Source organism: Citrobacter rodentium NBRC 105723 = DSM 16636 (assembly GCF_021278985.1).
In the GTDB taxonomy this organism is placed as follows: Bacteria; Pseudomonadota; Gammaproteobacteria; order Enterobacterales; family Enterobacteriaceae; genus Citrobacter_A; species Citrobacter_A rodentium.
In genome coordinates, this window is record NZ_CP082833.1 from 1518290 (window position 1) to 1532037 (window position 13748).

The following is a 13748-nucleotide window of genomic DNA, read 5'->3' on the forward strand; positions in this document are numbered from 1 at the left end:
GCTTCCGGCGTGGTCGCGGGCAACAAGAGAGAGTACGGCTATGTATCATCTTCGGGTACCGCAAACAGAAGAAGAATTAGAACGTTACTATCAGTTTCGTTGGGAAATGCTGCGTAAGCCGCTGCATCAGCCGAAAGGTTCCGAGCGCGACGCCTGGGATGCGATGGCGCATCACCAGATGGTGGTGGATGAAGACGGTAACCTGGTTGCCGTGGGACGTTTATACATCAACGCCGATAACGAAGCCTCCATCCGCTTTATGGCCGTAGACCCGGCGGTGCAGGATAAAGGGCTGGGCACGCTGATGGCGATGACGCTGGAGTCGGTGGCGCGCCAGGAGGGCGTTAAGCGAGTGACCTGCAGCGCCCGTGAAGACGCGGTCGAATTCTTCGCCAAACTGGGCTTTGTGAATCAGGGGGAAATTACCACCCCGCAGACCACGCCGGTTCGCCACTTCTTAATGATCAAACCCGTCGCTTCGCTTGATGACATTTTGCATCGCGGCGACTGGTGCGGACAGCTTCAGCAGGCCTGGTATGAACATATCCCGCTGAGCGAGAAAATGGGCGTGCGCATTCAGCAGTACACCGGGCAGAAATTTATTACCACCATGCCGGAAACGGGCAATCAAAATCCTCATCATACGCTGTTTGCCGGAAGCCTGTTTTCGCTGGCGACGCTGACCGGCTGGGGCCTCATCTGGCTGATGCTGCGCGAGCGCCACCTTGGCGGAACGATCATTCTTGCCGACGCGCATATCCGCTATAGCAAGCCGATCAGAGGCAGGCCCAGCGCGGTTGCTGACCTCGGCTCTCTGAGCGGCGATCTCGACCGTCTTGCCCGCGGCAAAAAAGCGCGCGTACAGCTCCAGGTTGAGCTTCTGGGCGACGAGACTCCCGGCGCGATATTCGAAGGAATTTATATCGTCCTGCCCGCCCGCCCCTTTGGTCCTTATGAAGAGGGCGGGAACGAAGAGGAGTAGGGTGACTTATTATTCTGTAGCAAGGGCTGCCGATTGAGGCAACCCGCCACCGACTCGCCATGCGATATCCTGCATCGCGCTGCGTGCCGCATGGCTGATACCGCCGAGCTGGAAAAAGCCATGTATAACGCCGAAGTAGCGCTGGCAGGTGCAGTCCACGCCCTGGGCGGTAAGCCGCTCGTAAAGCTCCTCATCTTCATCGCGCAACGGATCAAACTCCGCGCTGATAATGTGCGTCGGGGGCAGTCCGTTGAGGTCGTTTCGCCAGAGCGGGCTGGCTTCCGGATGCCTGCGGTCGGTGTGCGATAGATACATCTCGTAGCCGGAGAGCAGGGTATCGCGGGTGATAATGTAATCGAGCCCATTACGGGTGTAGCTTTCAAAATGCGCCGTGGCGTCGAGCATCGGGTAGATGAGCATCAGCTGCGCGGGCAGCCACTGTTTCGCCGCTTTCAGACGTAACGCCGTGACCAGCGCCAGGTGCCCGCCTGCGCTGTCGCCGGCAAGCGTAATATGGTGACGATCGACGCCCAGTAGCCCGGCGTGCTTGCGGATGAGATTCGCCCCTTTTTCAGCGTCGTCATGCGCCGCAGGAAAAGTGTGCTCCGGCGCAAGACGGTACTGTACGGCAATGACCCGACAGCCGCTGGCGTAAGCCAGCTGCCGCAGTTGGTTATCGTGCGTGGCGAACCCTCCACTGATAAAACAACCGCCGTGATAGTAAATGACGCAGGGAAGCGTGCCGGAAGCATTGCGTGGCGACACCACGCGAAACGTCATGCCTTCCAGTTCAATATCGTTAACATCAACGCGGTTTTCTGTCCCGCCGGCAAGCGCTGTGCTGGCGATGTATCCCGCCCTCCGCTCATCAATAGTCAGATGACGAACAGAGGGACGTCCAGCCGCGATAAAGTCTTCTACCTGTTGTGCAATATCCTTTTCCAGCGCCATTTTTTCATCCTTATATCTGTATGTATATGGGTCTTCCCCGATCATGGTGGGAGGATCAGAACGTCATATCCAGCTTCCCGTAATGGAACATCACCCCCAGTTTAAATCGCTCCCGGTTTCGATAGCCTCTGGCCTTTATCCTCAGCAGCCTTATTTTGCTGTTCAGCGCTTCGGCATTACCATTTGAGACGCTGTACCGCATGGCGTTAAGTATTCCATATAGCCTTTTCGTGATGGCTCCTGCCATATTTCTCATTACCGGCACATCGCAACTTCTCGCCAATGCTATCCACTGCAACCAGTCTGCACGTCGTTTGTCACTCCAGGGGCGGTTCCAGATATCTTTCGCCAGCTCTTTCAGTGTCCAGCACTGGCTGGTCAGTTGCATTTGTTCTCTCAGCCATGCCAGTTTTTCCTGCCGTGGCTCTGTCATCCATTTGTCACTGTATTGCCACAGGAAGCGGGTTCCTTTTGCCTGACGACGGCTGTCCACTGGAAGTCGGGGATGTTCGTTCTGCCGTGTCTTATCAACGATTTCCCCCAGCTGTTTTGCCACATGGAAGCGGTCAAAGGCTATTTTCTCTACGGCGCCCGGAAGATGGATGCGTGCCGCTCTGATATATCCGGCATTCATATCCATTGAGAACGTTTTGACTGCCTGCAGCTGGCTGTCGGTGAGGGTGCGAAGATAGCTGGCAAGACTTTCCGTACCCCGATCATCCGTTAATGCCAGCGCTCGTCCCTTACGATCTGATATCACTGTGATGTACCGGTGCCCTTTTTTGAACGCAACTTCGTCCACATTCATATGCCGGGCTGATAGCGGCTTTTTTATTCGCGCAAGACCACGTTTAACTGCCCGGGTCATAATGCCGTCAACGGCATTCCAGCTAAGCTTAAGTTGCTTTCTTACCGCATCAACCGTGCTAATTTTCAGCCAGGAAAGGACGAATGATTCGAACAATAACGTATATCGGCTACCAGCTCCGGCCCACGGAACAGGTAACGTCTGGCAACCATGGTCTGGACACATGACCCGGGGGACATTCGCCTCAACGACAGTCATGAACTGGCAGGTATCAAGATGACGCCATTTGCGATGGCGGTGATCGTGAACATGGCATTGCTGCCCGCATGTCGGGCAGATTAGCAGTGAATTTTTGGCGATCCCGACAACAACGGTGACAGAGCCAGCATTTTCATCAAGGGAAAGTGATTCAACCTGCCACGGGGCGGACAGGTTGAGAATGTGGGCGTATAGCGATTTTTCATCCATATATGCAGATGAGTCCTCATATAAGCAACGTAGCTAAAGTAACGGATGCAGTTTTTTCCGCTGGAATCCCTGAGTCACTGTATTGTCATCATGAATGAGAGATGAATCGTGCGGGTAGAATGTTCTGCGGGGCATCCCAATCTCTTCACGAAATTTATTTTCTGAAAGAACTTCTTCAGAAAAAGCACCCAACCCAACAGTCCTGGCTTCTTCGAGTAAAAGTGGGGAGTGTGTTTGTAATTCTGGTTGAGAACTCTCAACTTTCAGGCGCTCTCCATTTAAATTGTGGAAAACGTGGAGAAGTTCATGGAAAACAATGCATGCATGAAAGTCTACCAGGCTAATTCCTTGCCCGCAGGGATATTCAACTGCATTCAGATTACAGTGAAAGTCGGAGCCAGTTCCTCGGGAGTTTTCAGCATCCGCATTGCAGTGTGCTATCACCCCTAACTCAGCAGAATCGAGATGTATTGCCAGTTTTTCTGATTTGAGTCGGGATGTTAATTCAATACAGTTCAAAAGAGTACGTCCAGTGTCTGTGGATTCGATCTTATCGAGGGCAGCTTCAAGATGCTGGTAGATTTTAAGGTCAGTCCCGTGGAAACAGAGTTGTTGGTTGTTTTTCACCCAGCGCACACCCGACATTTTTACAAGAGATTGAATGTCTGTGGCTGAAATTGAATTTGAAGATGAGGGTAGAGGTAACGAAGGTAATGTCAGGTTAAGGGATGTAGGGCGCATTAAGACCTCCTGAGGATAAGCGTAAGTCAAGAGGATTATACTTGATTGGCAGTGTACGCCACCACAACAGGGGATGACCCATGTATATACAGCGTTATACCCTGGAAGGCGGCGAAAGAAAATGGTGAATTTCAATGAGATTGAGATTGTGGAAAGCGCCTCGCAAAAGCGAAAGTAACTTTTGAACGCTCTTTTTTCCGTATGGCCACCGGCGTATGTTGTATAAAAATTGGCTGCAGACGATATACTGGAGGTATATATGAGCATGATGGCTGGAAGAGATATGGGCAGGATATTACTCGACTTATCAGATGACGTGCTCCAGCGTCTTGATGACCTGAAAAAACAGCGCAATCTTTCGCGTGCAGAGTTGCTACGCGAAGCGATTGAACAATATCTTGCAAAGCAGGGTTTGGCTGAAAATACCATTTCCAATGCGCTGGGTCTTTGGCAGGGTTGTGAGGAAGATGGCGTGGAATACGAACGGAAACTGCGCGAGGAGTGGTGATGCGCCGGGTACCCGTACTATTTGACACTAATATTCTGATCGATTTATTCAGTGGACGTATTGAAGCGAAACAAGCGCTTGAAACTTATCCGCCACAGAATGCGATTAGCCTTATCACATGGATGGAAGTGATGGTGGGCGCAAAAAAATATCATCAGGAAAACCGTACGCGAATTGCGCTGAATGCGTTCAATGTGATTGGCGTTACCCAGGAAATCGCGGAACGAAGCGTCAGCCTCAGGCAGGTGTACGGAATGAAACTGCCGGACGCTATTATCCTTGCAACAGCGCAGATTCATCGTTGTGAACTTGTGACGCGCAATACGAAAGACTTTGCCGGGCTGCCGGGCGTAATCATACCCTATAACTTATAGACCAGGCGTCTGTCCGCCGCCCGGTCATGGTGAATACTTACTCCCCTTCCCCCGGAAACAGGAACGGGTTAATGGAGCTACGGGCAAAGCCCTCCTGTTCCATACGCGCATCCAGCACCAGTGAGGCAAGGTCGTCGGCGACGGCTTCGACTTTCGGGTCTTTTTCCTGATAGAGGATCTTCAGGTAGGTGCCGCAGTCGCCGCAGCTTTCGGCTTTGATTGCCGCCTGTTCGTTTTCCAGCGACCAGTAGTTTAAATCGCGGCTCTGCTCGCAGTTGCTGCATTTCACCCGCACCACGTGCCATTCGGTTTCACACAGGTTGCAGTGCAGGTAGCGCAACCCCTGGGTCGTGCCGATTTGTACCATGCTGGAGACCGGCATTGAGCCGCATACCGGACAGAACTGACGCTGTTCGCCGTATTCTGCGTGGGCTTTGCCGGGGATCAGGCTCGCCATCTGCGCCCAGTAGAGCGACAGCGCGGCCCAGATAAACGGGGCTTTATCGCTGCTGACCGAGGCGAAATCCGCAGCAAACAGCGCGCTCGCCATCTGCTCCAGCTCCTGTTCGGACGCTTTCTCCAGATTTTCAATTACCGCCAGCGCCGGACCGCTCATCTCTGGCTTCAGTTCAGCGATCAGCGAGTGCAGGAGCTTCTGCCAGTGCTTATCGCGTGGCAGCACGTGAATATCCAGCGGCGGTTTGCCCTGTTCGTTCGCTTCCTTAATGCGCGCGGTCAAATCCATCTGTAGCGGATGGTCGTACAGCACCACTTCCTGCGCGTGGGCGATCAGCGCGGCAAAGCGCAGGTAATCACCCAACGGATTGTTCTCCGCCAGTTCGCGCAGACGCTCGGCGCGGCGGTTGTATAAATTTTTGAGCCGGGGGAATAATAGCGGCGGGATCATATCCGTCGCGCGCTTCTCGCTCTTTTCCAGCTCATCTTGCGGGATGATACGAATGCTCATTGAGTGACTTCCTGGTTGGGCGGATAGGCTATGCGTCATCCGCTCTGTGATTTGGCGCCTGCCACGCGTCCGCTCTGTTGAATGTCGGTATGATAACCGTATTCAGCCTGCGGGATATACCTGTGACATCGCAATGTGTGCGTTACGATACCCGATCTCAACTGACCAGACCATTCACCGTTTGGATTAGCTGTCGGTTTAATAAATAGCGCCGGAAACGGTGTTCCCGGCGCTATACAGAATGGCAAGCATGCAGCCTGTTATGAAGAAGATTTATCCTGCTTCTGCCGCACTTCGCGATACCAGCGCGGATGGTGCTTCCTGGCCCACGAGCGCGTGACCCAGCCTTCCACCATGGCGGTAATGGTGCCTTTCACCCACAGCGCGGCGTAAATATGCACCATGATCACCACAATCAGCGCGACGGCGGCAAAGGAGTGCAGCATCAGCGCGAAGCGGATCAGCGGAATGGGGAACGCCGGCGCAAAGTACGGACGCCAGATAATCACGCCGCTTACCAGCAGCAGCACCAGCAGAATAATTGCCGCCCAGAAGACGCATTTCTGACCGAAGTTATACCGTCCGGTATCGCCAACCTCATCGTTGACGATAACCTTGCGAATATTCTTCGCCCAGAAGATGTCGTCCCGGTTGATCAGGTTGTGGTGCCAGTAACGGAAGAACATGATGATGAACGAGGCGAACATGACAACGCCTACAAACGGGTGCAGTATCCGCGCCAGCTGCGGCGTGCCGAGGATCTGCATCAGCCAGTTGAAGGACGGGAAGAAAAAGCCTAACCCGCTTACCGCCGCCAGCACGAAGCAGAAGGCGGTGACCCAGTGGTTGATGCGTTCCGGCGCGGTGTAGCGCACGATGGTGTCACGTGGTTTCATTTGCGCACCTCGTCTTTCTCTTCATGCAGGTTATCATCTTCCTCTTGCGCGCGGTTCGGACCGACCCCGACGTAGTGGAAGATGCTGGCCGCAAAGGTCGCTGCAAAGCCGACCGCTGCAAGAGGTTTCCAGATCCCTTTCCAGAACTTCACGGTGGCGCTGATTTCCGGGTTCTCCGGCAGACCGTGGTACAGATTCGGCTTGTCGGCATGGTGCAACACGTACATGACGTGCGTACCGCCGACGCCAGCCGGATCGTACAGGCCCGCATTGTCGTAACCGCGGGTTTTCAGCTCGGCGACGCGCTCGCCCGCCAGCGTTTTCATATCCTCTTTGGAGCCAAAGTGGATAGCGCCGGTCGGGCAGGTTTTCACGCAGGCCGGTTCCTGGCCGACGTTAACGCGGTCGACGCACAGCGTACATTTGTAGACGCGGTTGTCTTCCGGGTTCAGGCGAGGCACATCGAACGGGCAGCCGGCGATACAGTAGCCGCAGCCGATGCACTGCTCAGACTGGAAGTCGACGATACCGTTGGCGTACTGAATAATCGCCCCTTCCGCCGGACACGCCTTCAGGCAGCCCGGATCGGCGCAGTGCATACAGCCGTCCTTGCGGATCAGCCACTCCAGCTTGTCGTTCTGTTCCACTTCCGAGAAGCGCATCACCGTCCAGGATTTAGCGGTCAGATCCGCCGGGTTGTCATAGACCCCGACGTTGCTGCCGATTTCATCACGGATGTCATTCCACTCCGAACAGGCCACCTGGCAGGCTTTACAGCCGATACAGGTGGTGACGTCGATAAGCTTCGCCACTTCTTGCTGGTGATCCCGCGCCTGGGGTGCGGGGGTGAAACCGTTAGTCGCGGAACGACGAATGATGTCTTGCGATTGATAAGCCATAAGTCGTCTCCGTTATACCTTTTCCACGTTCACCAGGAAGGACTTAAACTCCGGCGTCTGCGTGTTCGCATCACCGACGAATGGCGTTAACGTGTTGGCGATAAAGCCTTTTTTCGCCACGCCTTCGTAGCCCCAGTGAATCGGAATACCGATAGTATCGATATCCTTACCGTTGGCTTTCAACGTGCGGATACGCTTGGTCACCACCGCTTTAGCCTTGATGTAGCCGCGGTTGGACGAAACCTTCACCGTATCGCCGTGGCTGATGCCCAGCTTGTTCGCCAGCTTCTCGCCAATCTCCACAAACTGTTCCGGCTGTGCGATGGCGTTCAGCAGCGCGTGCTTGGTCCAGTAGTGGAAGTGCTCGGTCAGACGGTAAGTGGTTCCGACGTAAGGGAACTTATCGGCTTTACCCAGCGCTTCGGCATCGCCCTTAAAGATACGGGCGGCAGGGTTAGAGATAACGTTCGGGTGCAGCGGGTTAGTGCCCAGCGGCGTCTCAAACGGCTCGTAGTGTTCCGGGAACGGCCCTTCCGCCATCTTATCGACGGCGAACAGGCGACCCATCCCTTCCGGCTGCATAATGAACGGCCCGACGTCGCTGCCCGGCGCGGCGGCGCTGTAGTCCGGAATGTCCATCCCGCTCCACTTCGCGCCGTCCCATTTCAGGATCTGACGCTTCGGATCCCACGGGTTGCCCTGCGGGTCTGCGGAAGCGCGGTTATACAGGATGCGGCGGTTAAGTGGCCAGGACCACGCCCAGCCCAGGGTATTGCCGAGGCCTGACGGATCGGCGTTATCGCGCCGCGCCATCATGTTGCCTTCCGGCGTCCAGCTTCCGGCGAAGATCCAGCAGCCGCTGGAGGTAGTGCCGTCATCACGCAGCTGTGCGAACGAGCTGAGCTGTTGGCCTTTCCTGACGATCACCGTGCCCGTTGCCGGGTCAATGATGTCGGCCAGCGCTTTGCCGTTGCTCTCCATCGCCACTTCTTCCGACGCCGGTTCGTCCGGCCTGGTGTAGTTCCAGGTCATGTTCAGCACCTGCTCCGGATTCGCGCCGCCCTGTTCAGCGTACATCTTACGCAGACGCAGGAAGATACCGGCGAGAATTTCGCCATCGGTACGGGCAATCCCCGGGGCGTCCGCGCCTTTCCAGTGCCACTGCAGCCAGCGGCCGGAGTTGACGATAGAACCATTCTCTTCGGCGAAGCAGGTGCACGGCAGACGGAACACTTCGGTCTGGATTGTCGACGGATCGACGTCGTTCGACTCACCGTGATTTTGCCAGAAGGTTGAGGTTTCGGTGTTGAGCGGGTCGATGGTCACCAGGAACTTCAGCTTCGACAGCGATGCTATTACTTTATTTTTGTTCGGGAATGAGGCGACCGGGTTAAAGCCCTGGCAGAGATAGCCGTTGACCTTGCCCTGGTTCATCATCTCGAAGTACTGCAACACGTCGTACCCTTTGTCCCACTTCGGCAGCCAGTCAAAGCCCCAGCTGTTTTCCGCCGTGGCTTTGTCGCCAAAGAAAGCCTTCATCAGCGAGACGAAGAATTTCGGGTAGTTGCCCCAGTAGTTGACCTGGCCTTCCAGCAGCGGTTTTGGCGTGTTGGCGGTCAGATAGCTTTGCAGATCCGTCTGTTTTTCGTTCGGCAGGGTCAGGTAACCCGGCAGGCTTTGCGACAGCAGCCCTAAGTCGGTCAGGCCCTGAATGTTGGAGTGGCCGCGCAGGGCGTTAACGCCGCCGCCCGCCATACCCATGTTGCCGAGCAGCAGCTGGATCATCGCCATCGTGCGGATGTTCTGCGCGCCGATGGAGTGCTGCGTCCAGCCCAGCGCATACAGGAACGAGGCGGTTTTGTCTTTCGCACTGGTTTCAGCGATGTATTCGCACACCTTCAGGAAGTCGGCTTTTGGCGTACCGCAGATGTTTTCGACAACTTCCGGCGTATAGCGGGAAACGTGCTGTTTCAGCAGATTCCAGACACAGCGCGGGTGTTGCAGAGTGAGGTCGCGTTTCGCGAAGCCGTTTTCGTCCAGCTCGTAGTTCCAGCTGGTTTTATCGTACTGGCGTTTATCGGCGTCGTAACCGGTGAACAGACCGTCTTCAAAGCCAAAATCTTCCCGCACGATCAGGCTGGCGTTGGTGTAGGCTTCGGTGTATTCGCGGTTATATTTTTCGTTGGTCAACAGGTACAGCATCACGCCTGACAGGAAGGCAATGTCAGTACCGGAACGAATCGGCGCATAAAAGTCGGCCACCGACGCGGTGCGCGTGAAGCGCGGATCGATCACAATCAGCTTCGCGCCGTTGCGAATTTTCGCTTCCATCGCCCAGCGGAACCCGACCGGGTGCGCTTCTGCGGCGTTACCGCCCATCACCACGACGAGGTTGGCGTTCTTAATGTCGACCCAGTGGTTGGTCATCGCACCGCGACCAAACGTTGGAGCAAGACTTGCTACCGTTGGTCCGTGTCAGACACGCGCCTGGTTGTCGACCGCGAGCATACCCAGCGCGCGGGAGAATTTTTGCGTTAAATAGCCGGTTTCATTACTGGAGGCGGAAGCGCACAGCATTCCGGTGGAGAGCCAGCGGTTAACGGTCACGCCTTCGGCGTTCTGGGCTATATAATTGGCGTCACGATCTTCTTTCATCAGCTTCGCGATGCGGTCAAACGCCTCATCCCAACCGATCTTCTGCCATTTATCTGAACCTGGCGCGCGGTATTCCGGGAATTTCAGGCGACTTTCGGAGTGGATGAAATCCACCAGACCGGCCCCTTTCGGACAGAGCGCGCCGCGGCTTACCGGATGATCCGGATCGCCTTCGATATGGAAGATAGATGCTTTGGCGTTTTTCGCACCGTCGCCGAGGCTGTACATCAACAGCCCACAGCCAACGGAGCAGTAAGTGCAGGTATTACGGGTTTCGCGGGTGCGCAGCAGTTTATATTGCCGTGTTTCCGCTAGCGCTACGCCGGGCGCGAAGCCCAGTGCCGCTGCCGTGGTGCCTGCCATACCGCCAGCGCAGATCTTAAAGAACTGCCTTCTGCTGACCTGCATGGTTTGCTCCTTGTTTCGACATTGTCACTTCTCATTCACATTCAGTCCGAATGCTCAGGGAGTGGTTGTTATTTTTCTTTGCGGACAGGACCGCAAAGGTCCAGAATTGGGTCACTTTCCCCGCGTCCCGCCGGGAGTTGTGACAGAATACCACAATGTTGGTATGTGTGTTCTTATACGGTTAAAAGAAAGTGAATAAGATACATCCAAAAGAAGTTGAATGTGTGACAAATGTCACGGGCTATCGTCAGGTGAGCCTCTGGAAGCGCGAGAATTTGCAACATTCGCAGCCAGATGAGATTGCCGAGGAGGTTCCCGTCGCCCTGGTCTATAACGGCATTTCACACGTTGTGATGATGGCTTCGCCAAAAGATCTTGCGCACTTTGCGGTTGGCTTTTCTCTGTCGGAGGGGATTATTGCCAGCCCGCAGGACATTTTCGGTATCGATGTGGTGCCGTCCTGTAATGGTCTGGAAGTTCAGATTGAACTCTCCAGCCGCCGCTTCATGGGGCTGAAAGAACGACGCCGCGCGCTGGCGGGACGAACCGGCTGCGGCGTTTGCGGCGTTGAGCAACTGAATGATATCGGCAGGCCGGTGCGGCCGTTGCCGTTCACCCAGACGTTTCAACTAGCGAAACTTGATTCGGCTTTAGAACGTCTGAAAGACTACCAGCCTATCGGCAAACTGACCGGTTGCACCCACGCAGCGGCCTGGGTGACGCCTGACGGCGAGCTGGCGGGCGGGCATGAAGACGTTGGCCGCCACGTGGCGCTGGATAAGCTGCTCGGACGTCGTGCCGGGGAAGGCGATGCGTGGGGGCAGGGCGCGGTGCTGGTGTCCAGTCGCGCCAGCTATGAGATGGTGCAGAAATCGGCGATGTGCGGTGTGGAAATCTTATTTGCGCTTTCCGCCGCCACCACGCTGGCGGTGGAAGTGGCTGAACGTTGCAATCTGACGCTGGTGGGTTTCTGCAAGCCGGGCAGGGCAACGGTCTATACGCATCCGCAGCGGTTGATGGCAGGATAATAATCATTCAGTTTATTTGAAAGAAATGGGCAAATCCTTCCGCTTTTAGTTGTCTGAGTAACGAACTATTCTTTATCACATCAAGGCATGTCGCCTTACTCAAACAACTATATGAAAGGGTTTATCACATGAAAAGCATCAAAACTTTTGTCGCAGTTATCGCTCTGGCTACTTCTTTCGGTACTTTCGCCGCGCAGTCCGTGACCGCAACCGGCTCAACGCTGGAAAGCGCTGAAGCAAAAATCGCCGCTCAGGCGCAACAGGCAGGGGCCAGCGATTACAAAATCACTTCCGCTTACACCGGCAACCGCGTACATATGACCGCTGAGCTGCTGAAATAAGCCATGCCGGATGGCAATGCAAGCGCTTATCCGGCTGTAGGCCTGATAAGCGCAGCGCCATCAGGCACAGCGTGTCACATCAAATTACCCCAACCCCTGCCGCAGCAAAGCCGAAGACAATCAGCATAATTAATACTTTATTCGGGCTCACCTTTTTATTGAGCAGCTTCAGGCAACCGAGTACCAGCAGTAGCGGAATCAGTCCGACGCAAATTTTGTCGAGTATCTCCTGTAACACAAATGGTTGCCCGGCGATGGTCGTTTTGAAGGTGGTGGTAAATTTCACCATGCTGGCGCTCATTGCACCCACCATCATTAAGCCCATTATCGACGATGCCTTGGTAATACAGCTCAGCAATCCCGACTGCGTCGCTTCAGCGATATATTTCGATCCCAGACGGTAACCCATCACCCCGCCGTAATAGCGCAGCAGATAGCTGGGAATGTTATAAATCAGCAGAAACAGCAATGGCCCCAGCGGGTTGCCCTGTGAGGCCAGGCCAATCGCGATGCCGGTGGCGATAATGCGCAATACCCCGTAGAAGAAAGAGTCGCCGACGCCCGCAAATGGCCCCATCAGCGCCACTTTAATGCCGTTGATGCTTGAAGTATCAAAGTTCGGGTTAGCGGCGTTCTCTTTTTCCATCGACAGCGTCAGCCCCATAATGAAGGGCGCCAGATGCTGATTGGTGTTGAAAAACTGGCTGTTTCGCTTGAGCGACTCCGTGTAACGGTGGGGATCGCCGGCGTAGATTTTTTTCAGCATGGGCGCGAGGGCCCAGCCGTAGCTCAGGCCTTCCATACGGGTAAAGTTCATGGAGCCCAGCAGCTGGAACTGGCGGAAGAACAGCTGGCGAAACATCTTTTTTTCGCTTTTGCTGTCGGCATACGCGCACGGCGCGCTGTTGTGGATATCAGTCATTGAAGAACCCATCCTTATCGTCCACCGACGCTGGCGCGGCGACAGTGGCTTGTTTATTCGCCTTAAGTTGATTGAACTCGTTGAAGCACAGATAGACCGCAACGGAAGCGGCAATAATCGCGATACCCATAATCGGCAACTGTAAATAAGCCGCCATCGCAAAGCCGATAAAGAAGAACGCGGCGATATTACGATTCCACAGCGCCTTCAACAGAATGGCGAAGCCTAACGCAGGCAGAATACCGCCAACCGCCGTCATGCCGCGCATCACCGGATCCGGAATGCTTTCGACCAGGCTACGAATGACGTCAGTGCCGAAAAGAATGCCGAAGAACGCCAGTACCGCAAAGGGCACGCCGTAAAACATCGTCATTCCCAGCGTGATGCCCAGCGCCGCGCGATCGCGTCCCTCCTCCAGCAATGCGTCATATTTTTCCACCAGCGCGGTGTAAACCAGCTTAAGCACCTGATAAACGAATACCGCCAGCAGGCTGATCGGCAGCGCCAGCGCCACTGCGACAGCGGGTTCAGCTTTGGTCAGGATGGTGAAGGCCGTCGCCAGGACGGAACCGACGGCGAGATCGGCCGGTACTGAACCGCCAATGGTGATGGTGCCGAGGAAAATCAGCTCCAGCGTGGCGCCGATAATAATTCCCTGCTGAAAATCACCCAGCACAAAGCCCACCATCGCGCCGCAAATCAGCGGACGTTCGATCAGCGGCTGGCCGAGGGTATGGTCGGCGAACTTGGCGATATACATCACCAGCGCAACAAGTAATGCAGACGTTAACATGACGACC

The 13748-nt window shown here is 55.1% G+C and carries 14 protein-coding genes; 5 read left to right on the plus strand and 9 right to left on the minus strand.

Annotated features, from left to right (window positions below; translation table 11 throughout):
• Positions 1-40 precede the first annotated feature (40 nt).
• Positions 41-982 (plus strand): fatty acid biosynthesis protein FabY, encoded by a 942-nt coding sequence (fabY, locus tag K7R23_RS07145; RefSeq protein WP_024132973.1) that lies wholly within the window; start codon positions 41-43, stop codon positions 980-982.
• A gap of 9 nt (positions 983-991) precedes the next feature.
• Here fabY and K7R23_RS07150 read toward each other — a convergent pair whose 3' ends face one another.
• From K7R23_RS07150 to K7R23_RS07160, 3 genes are read right to left on the minus strand one after another with little or no spacing between them, the layout of a single operon-like run.
• A complete protein-coding gene (locus tag K7R23_RS07150) occupies positions 992-1933 on the minus strand; it encodes an alpha/beta hydrolase (RefSeq protein ID WP_012907854.1) in 942 nt (313 codons plus the stop codon).
• A 55-nt stretch (positions 1934-1988) separates the two neighbouring features.
• On the minus strand, positions 1989-3209 hold the full coding sequence (locus tag K7R23_RS07155) for an ISL3 family transposase (protein ID WP_012907853.1): 1221 nt from the start codon (positions 3207-3209) through the stop codon (positions 1989-1991).
• Positions 3210-3242: 33 nt separating this feature from the next.
• Positions 3243-3950, minus strand: a complete 708-nt coding sequence (locus K7R23_RS07160) for a M91 family zinc metallopeptidase (RefSeq protein ID WP_012904922.1) — start codon at positions 3948-3950, stop codon at positions 3243-3245.
• Between the two features lie 265 nt (positions 3951-4215).
• Between K7R23_RS07160 and K7R23_RS07165 the strand changes: the two genes are divergently transcribed.
• Together K7R23_RS07165 and K7R23_RS07170 are read left to right on the plus strand one after the other, a co-directional pair.
• Positions 4216-4458 carry a ribbon-helix-helix domain-containing protein gene (locus K7R23_RS07165; protein WP_162467731.1) on the plus strand — a complete coding sequence of 81 codons (243 nt, stop codon included), beginning with the start codon at positions 4216-4218 and terminating at the stop codon, positions 4456-4458.
• Positions 4458-4832: a type II toxin-antitoxin system VapC family toxin gene (locus K7R23_RS07170; RefSeq protein ID WP_012907852.1), complete on the plus strand. Its 375-nt coding sequence runs from the start codon at positions 4458-4460 to the stop codon at positions 4830-4832. The genes K7R23_RS07165 and K7R23_RS07170 overlap by 1 nt, the downstream gene beginning before the upstream one ends.
• Positions 4833-4869: 37 nt before the next feature.
• On the opposite strand, the gene fdhE is transcribed toward K7R23_RS07170, so the two are convergent.
• The 4 genes from fdhE to fdnG form a co-directional block, all read right to left on the minus strand.
• Complete coding sequence (gene fdhE / locus K7R23_RS07175; RefSeq protein WP_012907851.1) at positions 4870-5799, minus strand: formate dehydrogenase accessory protein FdhE; 930 nt, start codon at positions 5797-5799, stop codon at positions 4870-4872.
• A gap of 260 nt (positions 5800-6059) precedes the next feature.
• Positions 6060-6695, minus strand: a complete 636-nt coding sequence (gene fdoI / locus K7R23_RS07180; protein WP_012907850.1) for a formate dehydrogenase cytochrome b556 subunit — start codon at positions 6693-6695, stop codon at positions 6060-6062.
• Entirely contained in the window at positions 6692-7594 is a 903-nt protein-coding gene (fdxH, locus tag K7R23_RS07185) for a formate dehydrogenase subunit beta (protein WP_012907849.1), read from the minus strand. Before fdxH ends, fdoI begins: the two co-directional genes overlap by 4 nt.
• A gap of 12 nt (positions 7595-7606) precedes the next feature.
• Positions 7607-10657 carry a formate dehydrogenase-N subunit alpha gene (fdnG, locus tag K7R23_RS07190; protein WP_148222110.1) on the minus strand — a complete coding sequence of 1017 codons (3051 nt, stop codon included), beginning with the start codon at positions 10655-10657 and terminating at the stop codon, positions 7607-7609.
• A 191-nt stretch (positions 10658-10848) separates the two neighbouring features.
• Between fdnG and fdhD the strand changes: the two genes are divergently transcribed.
• Together fdhD and K7R23_RS07200 are read left to right on the plus strand one after the other, a co-directional pair.
• Entirely contained in the window at positions 10849-11685 is an 837-nt protein-coding gene (gene fdhD, locus K7R23_RS07195) for a formate dehydrogenase accessory sulfurtransferase FdhD (RefSeq protein WP_012907847.1), read from the plus strand.
• 128 nt (positions 11686-11813) lie between these two features.
• Positions 11814-12026: a YdgH/BhsA/McbA-like domain containing protein gene (locus K7R23_RS07200; RefSeq protein ID WP_012907846.1), complete on the plus strand. Its 213-nt coding sequence runs from the start codon at positions 11814-11816 to the stop codon at positions 12024-12026.
• A gap of 79 nt (positions 12027-12105) precedes the next feature.
• Here K7R23_RS07200 and K7R23_RS07205 read toward each other — a convergent pair whose 3' ends face one another.
• Together K7R23_RS07205 and K7R23_RS07210 are read right to left on the minus strand one after the other, a co-directional pair.
• Positions 12106-12948, minus strand: a complete 843-nt coding sequence (locus K7R23_RS07205; protein ID WP_012907845.1) for a PTS system mannose/fructose/sorbose family transporter subunit IID — start codon at positions 12946-12948, stop codon at positions 12106-12108.
• Positions 12941-13741, minus strand: a complete 801-nt coding sequence (locus tag K7R23_RS07210; protein ID WP_012907844.1) for a PTS mannose/fructose/sorbose/N-acetylgalactosamine transporter subunit IIC — start codon at positions 13739-13741, stop codon at positions 12941-12943. The genes K7R23_RS07205 and K7R23_RS07210 overlap by 8 nt, the downstream gene beginning before the upstream one ends.
• Positions 13742-13748 lie beyond the last annotated feature (7 nt).

Excerpts from the sequence above, each read along its gene's own strand:
- fabY (WP_024132973.1), top strand. The coding sequence starts at position 41 with ATGTATCATCTTCGGGTACCGCAAACAGAAGAAGAATTAGAACGTTAC.
- K7R23_RS07150 (WP_012907854.1), bottom strand. The coding sequence starts at position 1,933 with ATGGCGCTGGAAAAGGATATTGCACAACAGGTAGAAGACTTTATCGCG.
- K7R23_RS07155 (WP_012907853.1), bottom strand. The coding sequence starts at position 3,209 with ATGGATGAAAAATCGCTATACGCCCACATTCTCAACCTGTCCGCCCCG.
- K7R23_RS07160 (WP_012904922.1), bottom strand. The coding sequence starts at position 3,950 with ATGCGCCCTACATCCCTTAACCTGACATTACCTTCGTTACCTCTACCC.
- K7R23_RS07165 (WP_162467731.1), top strand. The coding sequence starts at position 4,216 with ATGATGGCTGGAAGAGATATGGGCAGGATATTACTCGACTTATCAGAT.
- K7R23_RS07170 (WP_012907852.1), top strand. The coding sequence starts at position 4,458 with ATGCGCCGGGTACCCGTACTATTTGACACTAATATTCTGATCGATTTA.
- fdhE (WP_012907851.1), bottom strand. The coding sequence starts at position 5,799 with ATGAGCATTCGTATCATCCCGCAAGATGAGCTGGAAAAGAGCGAGAAG.
- fdoI (WP_012907850.1), bottom strand. The coding sequence starts at position 6,695 with ATGAAACCACGTGACACCATCGTGCGCTACACCGCGCCGGAACGCATC.
- fdxH (WP_012907849.1), bottom strand. The coding sequence starts at position 7,594 with ATGGCTTATCAATCGCAAGACATCATTCGTCGTTCCGCGACTAACGGT.
- K7R23_RS07200 (WP_012907846.1), top strand. The coding sequence starts at position 11,814 with ATGAAAAGCATCAAAACTTTTGTCGCAGTTATCGCTCTGGCTACTTCT.
- K7R23_RS07205 (WP_012907845.1), bottom strand. The coding sequence starts at position 12,948 with ATGACTGATATCCACAACAGCGCGCCGTGCGCGTATGCCGACAGCAAA.
- K7R23_RS07210 (WP_012907844.1), bottom strand. The coding sequence starts at position 13,741 with ATGTTAACGTCTGCATTACTTGTTGCGCTGGTGATGTATATCGCCAAG.